Annotated in this window: 9 protein-coding genes, 1 tRNA gene and 1 rRNA gene; 10 read left to right on the top strand and 1 reads right to left on the bottom strand. The window is 68.9% G+C overall.

Annotated features, from left to right (window positions below):
• The 3 genes from rrf to ACFY0T_RS29435 form a co-directional block, all read left to right on the top strand.
• Positions 1–95, top strand: a 5S ribosomal RNA gene (gene rrf / locus ACFY0T_RS29425); the annotation flags it as partial.
• A 114-nt stretch (positions 96–209) separates the two neighbouring features.
• Positions 210–872: a DegT/DnrJ/EryC1/StrS family aminotransferase gene (locus ACFY0T_RS29430; RefSeq protein ID WP_388877537.1), complete on the top strand. Its 663-nt coding sequence runs from the start codon at positions 210–212 to the stop codon at positions 870–872.
• Positions 873–956: 84 nt separating this feature from the next.
• Positions 957–1,032 (top strand) — tRNA-Thr (locus ACFY0T_RS29435).
• A 48-nt stretch (positions 1,033–1,080) separates the two neighbouring features.
• On the opposite strand, the gene ACFY0T_RS29440 is transcribed toward ACFY0T_RS29435, so the two are convergent.
• Complete coding sequence (locus ACFY0T_RS29440) at positions 1,081–3,828, bottom strand: SpoIIE family protein phosphatase (RefSeq protein ID WP_388876873.1); 2,748 nt, start codon at positions 3,826–3,828, stop codon at positions 1,081–1,083.
• 342 nt (positions 3,829–4,170) lie between these two features.
• On the opposite strand from ACFY0T_RS29440, the gene ACFY0T_RS29445 reads away from it, so the two are divergent.
• The 7 genes from ACFY0T_RS29445 (at position 4,171) to ACFY0T_RS29475 (ending at position 17,643) form a co-directional block, all read left to right on the top strand.
• On the top strand, positions 4,171–9,672 hold the full coding sequence (locus tag ACFY0T_RS29445) for a HAMP domain-containing protein (RefSeq protein ID WP_388876877.1): 5,502 nt from the start codon (positions 4,171–4,173) through the stop codon (positions 9,670–9,672).
• Between the two features lie 342 nt (positions 9,673–10,014).
• Positions 10,015–10,698, top strand: coding sequence for a two-component system response regulator (locus ACFY0T_RS29450; RefSeq protein ID WP_388876880.1), 684 nt, complete (start codon positions 10,015–10,017; stop codon positions 10,696–10,698).
• A gap of 269 nt (positions 10,699–10,967) precedes the next feature.
• Entirely contained in the window at positions 10,968–13,697 is a 2,730-nt protein-coding gene (locus tag ACFY0T_RS29455; protein WP_388876883.1) for a DNA translocase FtsK, read from the top strand.
• A gap of 265 nt (positions 13,698–13,962) precedes the next feature.
• Positions 13,963–14,817, top strand: a complete 855-nt coding sequence (locus ACFY0T_RS29460) for a helix-turn-helix domain-containing protein (RefSeq protein ID WP_388876886.1) — start codon at positions 13,963–13,965, stop codon at positions 14,815–14,817.
• Positions 14,818–14,909: 92 nt separating this feature from the next.
• Positions 14,910–16,382 (top strand): 30S ribosomal protein S12 methylthiotransferase RimO, encoded by a 1,473-nt coding sequence (gene rimO / locus ACFY0T_RS29465; protein WP_388876888.1) that lies wholly within the window; start codon positions 14,910–14,912, stop codon positions 16,380–16,382.
• On the top strand, positions 16,379–17,101 hold the full coding sequence (gene pgsA / locus ACFY0T_RS29470; RefSeq protein WP_388876891.1) for a CDP-diacylglycerol--glycerol-3-phosphate 3-phosphatidyltransferase: 723 nt from the start codon (positions 16,379–16,381) through the stop codon (positions 17,099–17,101). Before rimO ends, pgsA begins: the two co-directional genes overlap by 4 nt.
• A complete protein-coding gene (locus ACFY0T_RS29475; protein WP_388876894.1) occupies positions 17,098–17,643 on the top strand; it encodes a CinA family protein in 546 nt (181 codons plus the stop codon). Before pgsA ends, ACFY0T_RS29475 begins: the two co-directional genes overlap by 4 nt.
• The last annotated feature ends 44 nt before the right edge of the window (positions 17,644–17,687 follow it).

The raw sequence follows: 17,687 nt of genomic DNA on the forward strand, positions 1-17,687 counted from the left end.
AAACGCCCGGTTACATTCCGAACCCGGAAGCTAAGCCTCACAGCGCCGATGGTACTGCAGGGGGGACCCTGTGGGAGAGTAGGACGCCGCCGAACAATTATTCAAAGAGCTGGTCACTGAACTTCGGTTCAGGGACCAGCTCTTTTTTGTTTTGCGTCACTTGGCGTTCACATTGCGCGACCAGCATCCGCAGCATGGGTACTGCTGCAATGCTCAGGGCCGCGGGTGTCGGCGCCGGTGACGAGGTCATCGTGCCGGCGTTCGGGAACGTCGAGGTCGCCGAGGCCGTGACGCAGGCCGGCGCGACGGCCGTGTTCGCCGACATAGACCCGTCGACGTACTGTCTCGACGCAGGCGCGGTCGACGCCGTCGTAACTCCCCAGTCGGTGGCGCTGGTTGTCGTGCACCGCTTCGGTCGCTCGGCCGACATGGTGCGGCTGCGGGAGGTCGGGAAGCGGCATGGCCTTCTGGTGCTGGAGCAGGGCGAGTCCGAGGCGCCGTACGACGAGATCGCGCAGCGCCGGGAGCGGGCCGCCTACCTTGACGGGCGGTTGAATGGCGTGCGGACGCCCGACGGCGGCGACGGGCACACGTACCAGCAGTACGTCGTGCGGGTGCCGGGCAATGGGCGGCCGGATCGGGACGCCTTCGCACGGGCCGTGAGGGCCAGGGGAGTTGAGTGCCGGGTGCCGGTGAAGACGCCCGTGCACCGCATGCCCGCTTTCCGTCGGGACGTGCATCTTCCGGAGACCGAGCGGGCCGCGGACGAGACCCTCGCGCTGCCCGTGGACGGGTCGCTGACGAAGCGGGAGATGCAGCGAATCGTCTCTGCATGCAACGCTCTCGGTGGACTGCTTCAGCCTGCCTTCTGACCCAACGAGCGCGGTTGGGAGCACGCTTCTGTTCGGGGTATGATCTATTCCGTTGCCGCGAGGAAAACCTCGAAAAGGCGACTGGCCCCCATAGCTCAGTCGGCAGAGCGTCTCCATGGTAAGGAGAAGGTCAACGGTTCGATTCCGTTTGGGGGCTCCAGCAGAAAGGCCCCCGCCCTATCGGGCGGGGGCCTTTTGCATGCCCTCATCAGTCCTTGTGGAGCCCCGGCACCCGCATCGCCAGAATCGCCATGTCGTCGGACGGGGCGTCGGAGGCGAAGCGCTCGACCGCGCGCATGATGCGGGCGGCGACCGCGCCTGCCGTGAGGCCCGTGCAGGTCGTGAGGACGTCCGTGAGGCCGTCGTCGCCCAACATGCGTGTGCCCTCGCGGCGTTCGGTGACGCCGTCCGTGACGCACAGCAGGACGTCGCCCGGATCCAGCGTGACCGTCTGCTCGTACAGCTCCAGGTCCTCCATGACGCCGAGGAGCGGCTGGGGTTCGGCGGCCGGTTCGACCGTGCCGTCCTGGCGCAGGCGCAGCGGGAGCGGGTGGCCGGCGCAGACCACCTTCAGGACCGCCGAGCCGTCCTCCTGGGGCCACAACTCGCCGTACAGGAGCGTCAGGAAGCGGCTGCGGGCGCCCTCGTCGAGGATCGCGGAGTTCAGGCGCTCCAGGACGGCCGGGCCGCCGTAGCCCTCGCGGGCCAGCAGCCTGAGCGCGTGCCGGGCCAGGCCCGTGACCGCCGCCGCCTCCGGGCCCGTACCGCAGACATCGCCGATGGCGAAGCCGTACGCGCCGTCGCGGATCGGGAAGAGATCGTAGAAGTCGCCGCCGACCTCGTTGCCCTCGCCTGCGGCGCGGTAGATGACCTCGACCTCGACGCCCTCGATGTGGGGGAGCTCCGGAGGCAGCAGGCTGCGCTGGAGGGACTGGCTGATGGCCATGCGCTCCGAGTACAGGCGGGCGTTGTCGAGCGCCAGGGCGGCCCTGCGGGACAAGTCCTCGGCCAGCTCCAGGATTTCCTGGCGGAAGTGTTCGTCCGACGGCTTGCCGAGCGTCAGCATGCCGATGACGCGATTGCGGGCCACCAGGGGGAGTACGACCGTCTCGCCGCCGACCGCCGAGGCCGTCGCCAGTGTCGTACCGATGCCGGACGTCACCGTCGCGGGCTCGCCCAGGCCCAGGCGGCGCATGGAGGTGCGCAGGGCGGCCTCATGGGCCGCTTCGGCGGGTGCCGACCAGACGCGGGCGCCCGGGGTGGGGACCGGGTCCGGTGGGGCGATCTTCGACAGCAACGCCTTGAGGCCGTCGATGCGTTCCTCGTCCTCGTGCAGGACGTAGGAGAGATACGGATCCGAGGCCTGGTCGGCGATCGTGTAGACGGCGCACCAGGTGGCCAGGGTCGGGACCGTCATCTGGGCCATGAGGGCCAGTGTCTGGTCGCGGTCCAGGGTGCCGGCGAGGAGGTCGGAGGCCTCCACGAGGAAGGACAGCGAGCCGCGGCGCAGGCGTTCCAGCTCGCCCAGGCGGGCCGATTCCACCGCCAGTGCGATGCGGTCGGCGGCGAACTGCAGGCGCAGGGCCTCCTCGTTGGAGTATCGGCCGGGCGATTCGGCCGCGACGCCGAGGGAGCCGGTGAGGCGGCCCTCGACCTTCAGCGGGACCGTGACGACCGAGCGCATGCCCGTACCGCTGAGGAGGGGGACGGCGCCCGGGACGACCGTCAGGTCCTCGTGCACGGCGGGCATGCGGGCCGAGCCGTAGCGGCCGGGGCCCGCCTCGACGGGGACGCGGGCGAAGCGCTGGCGGGCGGAGGGGAGGCCCGTCGAGGCTCGTACCTCCAACTCCGTTTCGTCGTCGGTCGCGAGGAGCAGGAAGGCGGAGTCGCCGTCGAGCATGTCGCGGGCACGCTCCACCGTGCGCTGGAGGAGGCCGTCCAGGTCGTCGGGGGCCGGAGAGCCGATGAAGACCTCGAAGGGGTCGGAGGCCTGACCTTCGGAGCTGGTGGTCGTGTCGGTGGCCGAGACGCGCAACGGGGTCTGCAGGACGGCGCGTTCGTGGTCGCGTACGAGGAGACAGACCGTGGAGGGTTCGCCGCCCGTGTCACGGACCCGGAGGTGTGAGGCGTAGACGGGAGTTACCCGGCCGTTGGCGCCGCGGATGCCGTAACTGCCTTCCCAGCGCGAGAGTTGGAGGGCCTCGGCGATGCCGGTGCTGGTGCCGGGGGTGTGCGGCCAGGCCGCGAGGTCGGTGAGGGGCTTGCCGGTGACCTGCTCGGCGTCGTACCCGAAGAGTTCCTCCGCGTCCTCGTTCCAGGCGTTGATGGCGCCGGCGCGGTCGATCTGGACGACCGCGACGCGGACGCGGCCATCGGCGAGGGGGAGGAGATCGGCGGGAAGGGAGGGGCCGGCGGCGCGGGTGCCCACCGGGCGCTCGGGGAGGTGGAGCTGGAACCAGACCTGCTTGTGGGTGGGCGTGTACTCGACGCCCCAGCGGCCGGCCAGCGCCGCGCAGAGTTGAAGGCCGCGGCCGCCCTCGCGGTCGGGGCTGCCCATGTTCACAGCCGTCGCCTGGAGTGGAATTTCACGTTCCGGGTAGCGGTCCGCCACCTCGATGCGTACGCCGTCGTCGCTGCGCAGACACAGGACATCCGCGGAGGTGCCCGCATGAACGACAGCGTTGGTGACGAGTTCGCTGGTGAGGACCACGGCGTCGTCGACGATGTCGGCGAAGCCCCAGCCCTGGAGGGTGTCGCGGACGAAGGAGCGGGCGGTCGCGACCGATCGCCCCACGGGATCGAAACTGGCGGCCGCGCGCGCGGTGATCACAGAACTCCTTGTCCGGTTGTCGGCGATCAGGGTTCCGTGGCCGACCTGCTCCTGCTGTGGCAAAGCGTGGTTCCCCGTCGGCCGAGGATCCTGGGAGGGTCCCCCAGGATGCAGTCCGGTGGTCATGGTGCGGTGCCCCTCCGATGCCTGCCCGCTCGTGCTCGTGCCACCGCCCAGGCCGGACGGGACCGGCACGGCTGGACAGCCGCATGCAAGGTTACTTACCTTCGCCGTCCATGCGGATGCCGGTCACCAGTGTTTCCGTCCGAAGAGGTGCGGTCTTTTCCGTCCGGACGGTGTGCGGACGATGTGCGAAGCTGCCGAACTGTTATGGCCTGGTTCAGCCAGGGTGAAACACTGGGCAAGCTCCAGGAGAAGGTCCGGGCAGGCTGAGTGCCTTCCAGCACGCCGAGCAGAAGTACCCGAGTACGCCGAGCAGTAATGGTCGACCCTTGCGGGAGGGACACAGTGGAGTCTGGCGCAGCGACGCGGGGCACTAACACGCGCGCGAAAGGCGGACAGTCCCTGAACAACGTGCGCACACCGCGCAATGGCACCACTGAGGTGGACACGGCGGTCCTGAACCGGCTGCTGGCCGCCCTGGTGTCGATGCGGGACGGGAACTTCCGCAAGCGGCTCACGGTCTCCGGCGACGGTGTGATGTCCGAGATCGCGGCGGTCTTCAATGAAGTGGCCGACCGCAATCTGCATCTGACGGGCGAGCTGTCGCGCGTACGGCGCATGGTGGGGCGTGAGGGAAAGCTCACGGAGCGGCTGGAGACGGGTGCCTGCGAGGGCTCCTGGGCGGCCGCGATCGACGCCTCGAACGCGCTCGTGGACGATCTCGTACGGCCTGTCTCCGAGGTCGGCCGGGTGCTGTCCGCGGTCGCCGAGGGTGACTTGTCGCCGCGCATGGAGCTGCGGGCGCAGGCCGCGGACGGCAACGGACATCCGCTGCGCGGGGAGTTCCTCAAGGTCGGGCGGACGGTCAACAATCTGGTCGACCAGCTGTCGACGTTCACCGACGAGGTCACGCGGGTGGCCAGTGAGGTGGGCACCGAGGGCAAGCTGGGCGGGCAGGCCCGGGTGCGCGGAATGTCCGGTTCGTGGAAGGACCTCACGGATTCGGTCAACACCATGGCGTACCGGCTGACGGCCCAGGTACGTGACATCGCTCTCGTGACGACGGCGGTCGCCAAGGGTGACTTGTCCCGGAAGGTCACGGTTCACGTGGCCGGCGAGATGCTGGAGCTCAAGAACACCGTCAACACGATGGTGGACCAGCTGTCCTCCTTCTCCTCCGAGGTGACGCGAGTCGCGCGCGAGGTGGGCACCGAGGGCGAACTCGGCGGCCAGGCGCAGGTGCCCGGTGTGGCCGGTGTGTGGAAGGACCTCACCGATTCGGTGAACCTGATGGCCGGAAACCTTACGGCCCAGGTGCGGGGTATCGCGCAGGTGACGACGGCGGTCGCGAGTGGTGACCTGTCGCAGAAGGTGACTGTTTCCGCGCGCGGTGAAGTCGCGCAGCTCGCCGAGACGATCAACCAGATGACCGAGACACTGCGGACGTTCGCCGACGAGGTCACGCGCGTGGCCAACGAGGTCGGCGGCGAGGGGCGGCTCGGCGGCCAGGCGAACGTGCCGGGCGCGGCGGGGACGTGGAAGGACCTGACGGACTCCGTCAACACGGTCTTCCGGAACCTCACCACCCAGGTGCGCGACATCGCCGCGGTGACCACGGCCGTGGCCAACGGTGACCTCTCCCAGAAGGTCACCGTCGACGTCGCCGGCGAGATGCTGGAGCTCAAGAACACCGTCAACACGATGGTCGATCAGCTGTCGTCCTTCGGCGACGAGGTCACGCGGGTGGCGCGCGAGATCGGTGTCGAGGGTGAACTGGGCGGCCAGGCACAGGTTCCGGGCGCGGCGGGGACGTGGAAGGACCTGACGGACTCCGTCAACACGGCGTTCCGGAACCTCACCGGACAGGTGCGCAACATCGCGCAGGTGACGACGGCGGTCGCCAACGGTGATCTGTCGCAGAAGGTCACGGTGGATGTCTCCGGCGAGATGCTGCAGCTGAAGAACACCGTGAACACCATGGTGGATCAGCTGTCCTCGTTCGCCGACCAGGTGACGCGGATGGCCCGTGACGTGGGTACGGAGGGCCGCCTCGGCGGTCAGGCCCGCGTGGACGGCGTATCCGGTACGTGGAAGGAACTCACCGACTCCGTCAACTTCATGGCGGGGAACCTGACTTCACAGGTACGGCAGATCGCCCAGGTCACCACGGCGGTGGCCCGGGGCGATCTCTCCCAGAAGATCGACGTGGACGCGCGCGGCGAGATCCTGGAGCTGAAGAACACCATCAACACGATGGTCGACCAGCTCTCCGCCTTCGCCGACCAGGTGACCCGGGTGGCCCGCGAAGTGGGTACGGAGGGCCGCCTCGGCGGTCAGGCGCAGGTGCCCGGCGTCGCCGGTGTGTGGCGCGACCTGACCGACTCCGTGAACGGCATGGCCGGCAACCTCACCGCGCAGGTACGGAACATCGCGCAGGTCGCGACCGCGGTGGCCCGGGGTGACCTGTCGCAGAAGATCGACGTGGACGCGCGCGGCGAGATCCTGGAGCTGAAGAACACCCTCAACACGATGGTGGACCAGCTCTCGAACTTCGCCGAGCAGGTGACGCGGGTGGCCCGCGAGGTGGGCACGGAGGGCATGCTCGGCGGGCAGGCCGAGGTGCAGGGTGTCTCCGGCACCTGGAAGGACCTCACGCAGTCCGTGAACTTCATGGCGAACAACCTGACCATTCAGGTGCGCAACATCGCCGAGGTCACCACCGCGGTCGCCAAGGGCGACCTGTCGAAGAAGATCACCGTCGACGCCAAGGGCGAGATTCTCGAACTCGTCACCACCGTCAACACGATGGTCGACCAGCTGTCGTCCTTCGCCGAGCAGGTGACGCGGGTGGCCCGTGAGGTGGGCACCGAGGGCATCCTCGGCGGACAGGCGCACGTGCCCGGTGTCACGGGCATCTGGAAGGACCTCAGCAACAACGTCAACCTGATGGCCAACAACCTGACCATGCAGGTGCGCAACATCTCGCAGGTCGCCGCGGCCGTCGCCAACGGCGACCTGACCCGTACGGTGACGATCGAGGCGCGCGGGGAGGTCGCGCAGCTCGCCGACACCTTCAACACCATGGTGAAGACCCTGAGTTCGTTCGCCGACCAGGTCACCAAGGTGGCCCGCGAGGTGGGCACGGACGGCATCCTCGGCGGGCAGGCGCACGTACCGGGGGTCGCCGGTACGTGGAAGGACCTCACCGAGTCCGTGAACGGCATGGCGTCCAACCTGACCGGCCAGGTGCGCAACATCGCGATGGTCACCACCGCCATCGCCAAGGGCGACCTGACCAAGAAGATCGACATCGATGCCCGCGGCGAGATCCTGGAGCTGAAGACCACCATCAACACGATGGTCGACCAGCTGTCGTCGTTCGCCGAGGAGGTCACCCGAGTCGCCCGCGAGGTGGGTACCGAGGGGCAGCTGGGCGGCCAGGCGCGCGTACGCGATGTCGACGGCACCTGGCGCGACCTCACCGAGTCGGTGAACGAGATGGCCGGGAACCTGACCCGGCAGGTGCGTGCCATCGCGCGCGTGGCGACCGCGGTGACCCGCGGCGACCTCAACCTGAAGATCGACGTGGACGCCTCGGGCGAGATCCAGGAACTTCAGGACTACATCAACAAGATGATCGCCAACCTGCGCGACACCACGATCGCCAACAAGGAGCAGGACTGGCTCAAGGGCAACCTCGCCCGTATCTCGGCGCTGATGCAGGGGCGGCGCGACCTCGACGACGTGGCCTCGCTGATCATGAGCGAGCTGACGCCCGTCGTCTCCGCACAGCACGGCGCGTTCTTCCTCTCCATGCCGCTCATCGACGGCAAGGAGTCGGGCGCCGAGGACGAGGACGCGTACGAGCTGCGCATGCTCGGGTCGTACGGCTACTCGATGGGCTCCATGCCGACGTCGTTCCGGCCCGGCGAGGCGCTGATCGGGACGGCCGCCAAGGAGAAGCGCACGATCCTCGTGGAGAACGCGCCGAGCGGCTACCTGAAGATCTCGTCCGGGCTCGGCGAGGCGCCCCCGGCGCAGGTGATCGTGCTCCCGGTGCTCTTCGAGGGGACCGTGCTCGGTGTCATCGAGCTGGCGTCGTTCACGCCGTTCACGCAGATCCAGAAGGACTTCCTGAACCAGATCGCCGAGATGATCGCGACGAGCGTGAACACCATCTCCGTCAACACGAAGACGGAGGTGCTGCTCAAGCAGTCGCAGGAGCTCACCGAGCAACTCCGTGAGCGCTCGGCCGAGTTGGAGAACCGGCAGAAGGCCCTCCAGGACTCCAACGCGGAACTGGAGGAGAAGGCCGAGCTGCTGGCCCAGCAGAACCGCGACATCGAGGTCAAGAACACCGAGATCGAAGAGGCCCGGCAGGTCCTGGAGGAGCGCGCCGAGCAGCTCGCGGTCTCCATGCGCTACAAGAGCGAGTTCCTGGCGAACATGTCGCACGAGCTGCGTACGCCGCTCAACTCCCTGCTGATCCTCGCCAAGTTGCTGGCCGACAACGCGGACTCGAACCTCACCCCGAAGCAGGTCGAGTTCGCCGAGACGATCCACGGCGCCGGCTCCGATCTGCTCCAGCTGATCAACGACATCCTCGACCTGTCGAAGGTCGAGGCGGGCAAGATGGACGTGTCGCCGACCCGCATCGCGCTCGTCCAACTCGTCGACTACGTAGAGGCCACTTTCCGTCCGCTGACCGCAGAGAAGGGCCTCGACTTCTCCGTACGGGTCTCCCCGGAGCTGCCCGCCACGCTGCACACCGACGAACAGCGGCTCCTCCAGGTGCTGCGCAACCTGCTCTCCAACGCGGTGAAGTTCACCGACTCCGGAGCGGTCGAGTTGGTGATCCGGCCCGCCGGGGCGGACGTGCCGGTGGCCATCCGGGAGCAGCTCCTGGAGTCCGGTTCGCTGCGGGACGCGGACGCCGATCTGATCGCGTTCTCCGTGACGGACACCGGCATCGGGATCGCGGCCAGCAAGATGCGGGTCATTTTCGAGGCCTTCAAGCAGGCGGACGGCACGACGAGCCGGAAGTACGGCGGTACGGGTCTGGGGCTGTCCATCTCGCGGGAGATCGCCCGGCTGCTGGGCGGTGAGATCCACGCGCAGAGCGAGCCGGGCCGCGGCTCCACCTTCACGCTGTATTTGCCGCTGCACCCGAGCGAACTGCCGCCGCAGGGCTACGGGCAGCTCGCGCCGGCTCTGGAGGCCGGGGAGCTGCTGGCCTCCGAGGCGGAGCTGTCCGGGGCGGACATCGAGACGCCGGCCGAGGTGAAGTCGTACCAGGAGACGCAGAACGGGCCCGCCGCGCTCTTCAGGAGGCGTCGCAGGGCGGTGTCCGCGGCCGAGCAGCGCAGCGCGCTGCCGGGGCAGCCCAACGGCGCCACGGGCGCCGCTCAGGAGCAGTGGGCGGCCGCGGGCCAGCAGGACGCGGCACCGCAGGCGCACCGCGGCATCCGGTTCGAGGGCGAGAAGGTGCTGATCGTCGACGACGACATCCGCAACGTGTTCGCGCTGACCAGCGTCCTCGAGCAGCACGGGCTTTCGGTGCTGTACGCCGAGAACGGCCGCGAGGGCATCGAGGTCCTGGAGCAGCACGACGATGTCACGGTCGTCCTGATGGACATCATGATGCCCGAGATGGATGGATACGCCACGACGACGGCGATTCGCCGGATGCCGCAGTTCGCCGGGCTGCCGATCATCGCGCTCACCGCGAAGGCGATGAAGGGCGACCGGGAGAAGGCCATCGAGTCGGGCGCTTCCGACTACGTGACGAAACCGGTCGATCCCGATCACCTGCTCTCCGTGATGGAGCGGTGGATGCGTGAGGAGTGACAAGCTCGCGTCCGGCGAGCCGGTCGCTACGCGGTGTCAGCGACCGGACCGTCGGGCCGTGCGTGCCGAAGCGGCGGCGTGGCGGGCCCGGCGGTGCATAACTGACTGTGGCCGAAGCCGTGTAGAAGTCCGGGATTCGGGGAACCTTCTGGTCTCCCGCTACGTTTCTGCTACGTGCACAGTGACATCGCGGTGACAGGGTGTGGCGACGGGCGGGGTGCGGCTACCATGACCGGCACAAGGACGGGCGGCGCAAGGGAGTCGTCCCCTGGGGCGGCGCCCGGTGCTTCCCCAAGTCCTGCGGACAGGGGAGGCCCCATGCCGGGGCGAGGAGGGCGGGCCATGGTGCAGAAGGCCAAGATCCTCCTGGTCGATGACCGGCCGGAGAATCTGCTGGCGCTGGAGGCGATCCTCTCCGCGCTCGATCAGACACTGGTGCGGGCATCGTCCGGGGAGGAAGCGCTCAAAGCACTACTCACGGACGACTTCGCGGTCATTCTGCTGGACGTCCAGATGCCGGGCATGGACGGTTTCGAAACCGCCGCGCACATCAAGCGGCGAGAACGGACCCGGGACATCCCGATCATCTTCCTCACCGCCATCAACCACGGCCCGCACCACACCTTCCGGGGGTATGCGGCGGGTGCGGTGGACTACATCTCCAAGCCGTTCGACCCATGGGTGCTGCGCGCCAAGGTCTCCGTGTTCGTCGAGCTCTACATGAAGAACTGCCAACTCCGGGAGCAGGCGGCCCTGCTGCGGCTCCAGTTGGAGGGCGGCGGCAAGGCGGCGCTCGGCGGGAGCAAGGAGCCCGCCGGACTCCTCGCCGAACTCTCTGCGCGGCTCGCGGCCGTTGAGGAACAGGCCGAGGCGCTGTCCAAGCAGCTCGACGACGACTCGGCCGACGCGGCGGCAGTGGCGACCGCGGCCCATCTCGAACGCAAACTCACCGGGTTGCGCAGGGCACTGGACGCATTGGAGCCGGGCACGGGGAGCGGGGCACCGTCGGTGCCGTCGCAGAACTGAGCTTTCCCCAAGGGGTGCTGGGCCGTGCGTCTGGCGTGACTCGGGCGGTGCCTGGGCCGCGGGTCCGGCACGAGTTGGATGGTGCTGGGCCGCGGGTCCGGCGTGAGTTGGATGGTGCTGGGCTGTGCATCCGGCACGAGTTGGACGGTGCTGGGGTCGCGCGTCCGGCGTGAGTCGGCGTCAGTTTCCTGACCCGCCAGGGGCGACACGAACGGGTGAAGCAGTAGGCACACGTGTCCGCTGTCGTCTCCACCGGTAACCTCACACACATGGCCTCACGTCAGTCCGCAGCCAAGAAGCCGCCCGCGAAGAAGGCGGCCGCTCCGACGAAGGCTCCGGCGAAGAAGGCCCCCGCGAAAAAGGCAGCCGCCAGGAAGGCGCCCGCCAAGAAAGCCGCGGCGAAGAAGCCCGCTCCCGCGCCGGCGCCCAACCCGACCGCGGGCGTGTACAAACTCGTACGCGCCGTGTGGCTGGGCTTCGCGCACGCCGTCGGCGCGATGTTCCGCGGCATAGGGCGGGGCGCGAAGGGGCTCGACCCGGCGCACCGCAAGGACGGTGTCGCGCTCCTGCTGCTCGGCCTCGCGCTGATCGTCGCGGCGGGTACGTGGTCCAATCTGCGCGGCCCCGTGGGCGACCTCGTCGAGATGCTGGTGACCGGCGCCTTCGGCCGCCTCGATCTGCTCGTCCCGATACTGCTCGGCGTCATCGCGGCCCGGCTCATCCGGCACCCCGAGAAGCCCGAGGCCAACGGCCGCATCGTGATCGGCCTGTCCGCGCTCGTGATCGGCGTGCTCGGCCAGGTCCACATCGCGTGCGGGGCGCCCGCGCGCAGCGACGGCATGCAGGCGATAAGGGACGCCGGCGGGCTCATCGGCTGGGGCGCGTCCACCCCGCTGACGTACGCGATGGGCGACGTCCTGGCCGTACCGCTGCTGGTGCTCCTCACGATCTTCGGACTGCTGGTCGTCACGGCGACCCCGGTCAACGCGATTCCGCAGCGGCTGCGGCTGCTCGGCCAGAAGCTGGGTGTCGTCCAGGCCGACGTCGACGAGGACGAGCTCAGCCAGGACGACGAGCGCTACGACGAGCAGTGGCGCGATGCGCTCCCCACGCGCTCCCGGAAGCGCTCGCGCGCCCCTGAGGCGTACGACCCGGACAGCGCCGAGCAGGAGGCGCTCACCAAGCGCCGGAGCCGCCCCAGGCGGCCCGCCGTGCAGCAGCCCGACATGAGCCGGCCGATGGACGCGGTGGACGTCGCCGCGGCCGCCGCTGCCGCCCTCGACGGTGCCGTCCTGCACGGCATGCCGCCCTCGCCGCTGGTCGCCGACCTGACCCAGGGCGTCACCGTGGAGCGCGACGGCTACGAGGAGACGACGCCGGTACCGGCCGCGCGCTCCAAGGGCACCAAACCGCCCAAGCAGGAAGCCCTGCCGGTGGAGTCCGTCGTGCCCGACCTCACCAAGGCCGCGCCCGACGCGCCGCGCGAACTGCCCCCGCGCGCCGAGCAACTGCAGCTGTCCGGCGACATCACCTACGCCCTGCCGTCGCTCGACCTCCTGGAGCGCGGCGGCCCCGGCAAGACGCGCAGCGCCGCCAACGACGCGGTGGTCGCCTCGCTCCAGAACGTCTTCATGGAGTTCAAGGTCGACGCCGCCGTCACCGGCTTCACACGCGGTCCGACGGTCACGCGCTACGAGGTCGAGCTCGGCCCCGCCGTGAAGGTCGAGCGGATCACGGCGCTCACCAAGAACATCGCGTACGCCGTCGCCAGCCCCGACGTGCGGATCATCAGCCCGATCCCCGGCAAGTCGGCGGTCGGCATCGAGATCCCGAACACCGACCGGGAGATGGTCAATCTCGGTGACGTGCTGCGCCTCGCGGACGCCGCCGAGGACGACCACCCCATGCTGGTCGCGCTCGGCAAGGACGTCGAGGGCGGCTATGTGATGGCCAACCTCGCCAAGATGCCGCACGTCCTCGTCGCCGGAGCCACTGGTTCCGGTAAATCCTCGTGCATTAACTGCCTGATTACGTCGGTCATGGTCCGCGCGACTCCCGAGGACGTCCGCATGGTCCTCGTCGACCCCAAGCGGGTCGAACTGACCGCGTACGAGGGCATCCCGCACCTGATCACGCCGATCATCACCAACCCGAAGCGGGCCGCCGAGGCGCTGCAGTGGGTCGTACGGGAGATGGATCTGCGCTACGACGACCTCGCGGCGTTCGGCTTCCGGCACATCGACGACTTCAACGAGGCCATCAGGAACGGCAAGGTGAAGCTGCCCGAGGGCAGTGAGCGCGAGCTCCAGCCGTACCCGTATCTGCTGGTCATCGTCGACGAGCTCGCCGACCTGATGATGGTCGCGCCGCGCGACGTCGAGGACGCCATCGTGCGCATCACGCAGCTCGCGCGCGCGGCCGGCATCCACCTGGTGCTCGCCACGCAGCGGCCGTCCGTCGATGTCGTCACCGGTCTCATCAAGGCGAACGTGCCCTCCAGGCTTGCGTTCGCCACCTCCTCGCTCGCCGACAGCCGCGTCATCCTCGACCAGCCGGGCGCCGAGAAACTGATCGGCAAGGGTGACGGGCTCTTCCTGCCGATGGGCGCCAACAAACCCACCCGCATGCAGGGCGCCTTCGTCACCGAGGACGAGGTCGCGGCCATCGTCCAGCACTGCAAGGACCAGATGGCGCCGGTCTTCCGGGACGACGTCACCGTGGGCACCAAGCAGAAGAAGGAGATCGACGAGGACATCGGCGACGACCTCGACCTGCTGTGCGCGGCCGCCGAACTGGTCGTCACCTCCCAGTTCGGGTCCACCTCGATGCTCCAGCGCAAGCTGCGCGTCGGATTCGCCAAGGCCGGACGGCTGATGGACCTCATGGAGTCCCGCGGCGTCGTCGGTCCCAGCGAGGGCTCCAAGGCGCGTGACGTTCTTGTGAAGGCCGACGAGCTGGATGGAGTGCTCGCCGTGATTCGTGGGGAAGCTGAAGCATAAGGAAATCGGGACAGGTCGGTCACGCGACGGGTGGGTCGGCGGCAATAAAGTATTCAAACGTGACCCACCCGTAAGTGATCGGCGAGCAACCGTTTCCCTTCGTCGTACGTCAAGTTGAGCGAGGGGACACGTCCATGTCCCAACATCGGGATGACCGGCCATTCTGATGGCGTACAAAGTCCTACCGCCCGGTTGCCCCACCCTTTCGTACCCCCCCTAGACTGAACCTCCAGCACAGGTGGCTACACGCTCGAAAGGCGCCCCCGTGTCCATCGGCAACTCCCCTGACGGCAACTTCCCTGAAGACGAGCGTCCGTTCGAAGACGACCGCGAGGCCGAGCAGCTCTCGATCGGCCGTGCCCTGCGGCAGGCACGCGTCGAAGCCGGGCTGACCGTCGACGACGTCAGCAACGCCACCCGGGTCCGCATCGCCATCGTCCAGGCGATCGAGCAGGACGACTTCGCCCCTTGCGGCGGCGACGTCTACGCGCGCGGTCACATCCGGACCCTGGCCCGTGCCGTCCACCTCGATCCGGCCCCGCTGCTCGCCCGGTACGACGCCGAGCACGGTGGGCGCCCCGCACCGACGCCCGCGGCCCCGCTCTTCGAGGCGGAACGCATCCGCCCCGAGCGGCGCGGGCCGAACTGGACCGCCGCCATGGTCGCCGCGATCGTCGCCGTGATCGGCTTCGTCGGGTTCACCGTGGTCAAGGGCAGCGACAGCGGGGACGGCACGAAGACGCAGGTGGCCGAGGGGTCCACGCCGACCACCAGCAAGCCCGTGGCCAAGCCGACCGACACCAAGCCGGCCGACCCGAAGCCGGACCCGTCCGACAGCGCCATCGCGGCCGCCCCGCAGGACAAGGTGACCGTGCAGGTCAGCGCCGTGGACGGGCGCAGCTGGATCTCGGCCAAGGACCACAACGGCCGGATGCTCTTCGACGGGCTGCTCAAGAAGGGCGACTCCAAGACTTTCCAGGACAACTCGAAGATCAACCTCATCCTCGGTGACGCCGGCGCGATCCAGCTGTATGTGAACGGCAAGAAGATCGAGGACGACTTCCAGCCCGGCGCGGTCGAGCGCCTCACGTATACGAAGGGCGACCCCCAGGTCGGGTAAACGGTCCGAAGGGGTAAGCAGGTACGGGGTTGGCCAAGATCGGCCAACCCCGTCGACGTGGGCTGTCAGTGGGACGAAGTAGTCTTGAGCCCATGCCTGAACGCCGTACCGTCGCACTCGTCACCCTTGGCTGCGCCCGTAACGAGGTGGACTCGGAGGAGCTCGCAGGCCGCTTGGAGGCGGACGGCTGGCACCTTGTGGAGGACGCCGAGCAAGCGGACGTCGCCGTCGTCAACACCTGTGGCTTCGTCGAGGCCGCCAAGAAGGACTCCGTCGACGCCCTCCTCGAAGCCAATGACCTCAAGGGCCATGGCAGAACCCAGGCCGTCGTGGCGGTGGGCTGCATGGCCGAGCGGTACGGCAAGGAGCTCGCCGAAGCGCTGCCCGAGGCCGACGGCGTGCTCGGTTTCGACGACTACGCCGACATCTCCGACCGCCTCCAGACCATCCTGAACGGCGGCATTCACGCCTCGCACACCCCGCGCGACCGGCGCAAGCTGCTGCCGATCAGCCCCGCGGAGCGGCAGGAGTCGGCCGCCGAGGTCGCGCTGCCCGGGCACGGCCCGGTCGACCTCCCGGACGGACTCGCGCCCGCCTCGGGCCCCCGTGCACCCCTGCGCCGCCGACTGGACGGCTCACCCGTCGCCTCGGTGAAGCTCGCCTCCGGCTGTGACCGGCGCTGCTCCTTCTGCGCCATCCCGTCCTTCCGCGGCTCGTTCATCTCGCGCCGCCCCAGCGACGTACTGAACGAGACCCGCTGGCTCGCCGAGCAGGGCGTCAAGGAGATCATGCTGGTCTCCGAGAACAACACCTCGTACGGCAAGGACCTGGGCGACATCCGCCTCCTGGAGACCCTGCTGCCCGAACTGGCCGAGATCGACGGCATCGAGCGCGTGCGGGTCAGCTATCTCCAGCCCGCCGAGATGCGCCCGGGACTCATCGACGTCCTGACCTCGACGCCGAACATCGCGCCCTACTTCGACCTGTCCTTCCAGCACTCCGCGCCCGACGTGCTGCGCGCGATGCGGCGCTTCGGCGACACCGACCGCTTCCTGGAACTGCTCGACACCATCCGCTCCAAGGCCCCGCAGGCCGGTGTGCGGTCCAACTTCATCGTGGGTTTCCCCGGCGAGACCGAGGCCGATCTCGCGGAGCTGGAGCGCTTCCTCACGGGCGCGCGCCTCGACGCGATCGGCGTCTTCGGGTACTCCGACGAGGAGGGCACCGAGGCGGCGACGTACGAGAACAAGCTCGACGAGGACGTCGTGGCCGAGCGCCTCGCGCGCGTGTCCCGGCTCGCCGAGGAACTGGTCGCGCAGCGTGCGGAGGAGCGCGTGGGCGAGACCGTGCACGTGCTCGTCGAGTCGATCGACGACGAGGAGGGCGCGGTCGGCCGCGCCGCCCACCAGGCGCCCGAGACGGACGGCCAGGTGCTGTTCACGAGCGGCGCAGGTCTGACCGTCGGCCGTATCGTCGAGGCCAAGGTGGTCGGTACGGAAGGTGTCGACCTGGTGGCCGAGCCGCTCCCGGGCTCGCTCCCGTGTACTGAGGAGGCGGGCAGATGACCGGAGTCCCGGCATCCGCAGCGGGCGGCTCTCCCAGCGCGAAAGGTGCGGCGGGGGCACCTGGCGCATCCGGTGCTCCGGGGGGCGCGAAGCCGGCTCGGGGCGGGAAGCTGGGCGCTGCGGCCGTCAACCAGGCCAGCCTCTGGAACATCGCCAACATCCTGACCATGATCCGGCTCGTCCTCGTGCCGGGCTTCGTGGCCCTGATGCTGGCCGACGGCGGATACGACCCCGCCATGCGCGCCTGGGCCTGGGCGGCCTTCGCCGTCGCCATGATCACCGACATCTTCGACGGCCATCTGGCCCGCACGTACAACCTCGTCACCGACTTCGGGAAGATCGCCGACCCCATCGCCGACAAGGCGATCATGGGCGCGGCCCTGATCTGTCTGTCCTACCTCGGCGATCTGCCCTGGTGGGTGACGGGAGTGATCCTCGGGCGTGAGCTCGGCATCACCCTGCTGCGCTTCCTGGTGATCCGCTACGGGGTCATCCCGGCGAGCCGCGGCGGCAAGATGAAGACGCTGGCCCAGGGCACGGCGGTCGGGATGTACATCCTGGCGCTGACGGGATGGCTGGCCACTCTGAGGTTCTGGGTGATGGCCGTGGCGGTCGTCCTGACCGTGGTCACCGGGCTCGACTATGTGAGACAGGCCATTGTGCTGCGCAGGCGCGGAATCGCCGAGCGGCAGGCGGCGGCCGAGGAGGCGGAGAGGTGAGTTCCACGGCCGCCGAAGTGCTGCGACTACTCAGAGTGAGGGGCGAGACGCTCGCCGTCGCTGAGTCGCTCACCGGTGGTCTGGTGGCCGCGGAGATCACGGCGGTGCCGGGTGCCTCGAAGGCCTTCCGCGGCTCAGTGACCGCGTACGCCACCGAGCTCAAGCACCAGCTGCTCGGGGTCGACGCCACTCTGCTGGCCGAGCGCGGCGCGGTGGATCCGCAGGTCGCGGCCCAGATGGCGGTCGGCGTGCGCAAGGCGCTCGGCGCGGACTGGGGGATCGCGACCACGGGCGTCGCCGGTCCCGAGCCCCAGGACGGACAGCCGGTCGGCACCGTCTTCGTGGCCATCGAGGGGCCCTCTGAAGCATCTCCTTATGCCGCTGGTGGCGGGAAAGTGATACCGCTGAGGTTGAACGGCGACCGGGCGGAAATCCGTATGGAGAGTGTACGGAGCGTACTCGTACTGCTCCTGAAGGAGCTTGCGGGCGAACAGACCGGGAATGAGCGGGCACAGGATACGGAACAGAACGGGGGGTTTTGATGTTTGCAGCCCTGAGTGAACACGACATCGCTCCCCGCACGGCC

The organism is Streptomyces sp. NPDC001530 (assembly GCF_042894545.1).
GTDB lineage: Bacteria > Actinomycetota > Actinomycetes > Streptomycetales > Streptomycetaceae > Streptomyces.

Coding starts and splice junctions, on each gene's coding strand:
- ACFY0T_RS29455 (WP_388876883.1), top strand. CDS start 10,968: ATGGCCTCACGTCAGTCCGCAGCCAAGAAGCCGCCCGCGAAGAAGGCG.
- ACFY0T_RS29440 (WP_388876873.1), bottom strand. CDS start 3,828: ATGACCACCGGACTGCATCCTGGGGGACCCTCCCAGGATCCTCGGCCG.
- ACFY0T_RS29450 (WP_388876880.1), top strand. CDS start 10,015: ATGGTGCAGAAGGCCAAGATCCTCCTGGTCGATGACCGGCCGGAGAAT.
- pgsA (WP_388876891.1), top strand. CDS start 16,379: ATGACCGGAGTCCCGGCATCCGCAGCGGGCGGCTCTCCCAGCGCGAAA.
- rimO (WP_388876888.1), top strand. CDS start 14,910: ATGCCTGAACGCCGTACCGTCGCACTCGTCACCCTTGGCTGCGCCCGT.
- ACFY0T_RS29430 (WP_388877537.1), top strand. CDS start 210: ATGCTCAGGGCCGCGGGTGTCGGCGCCGGTGACGAGGTCATCGTGCCG.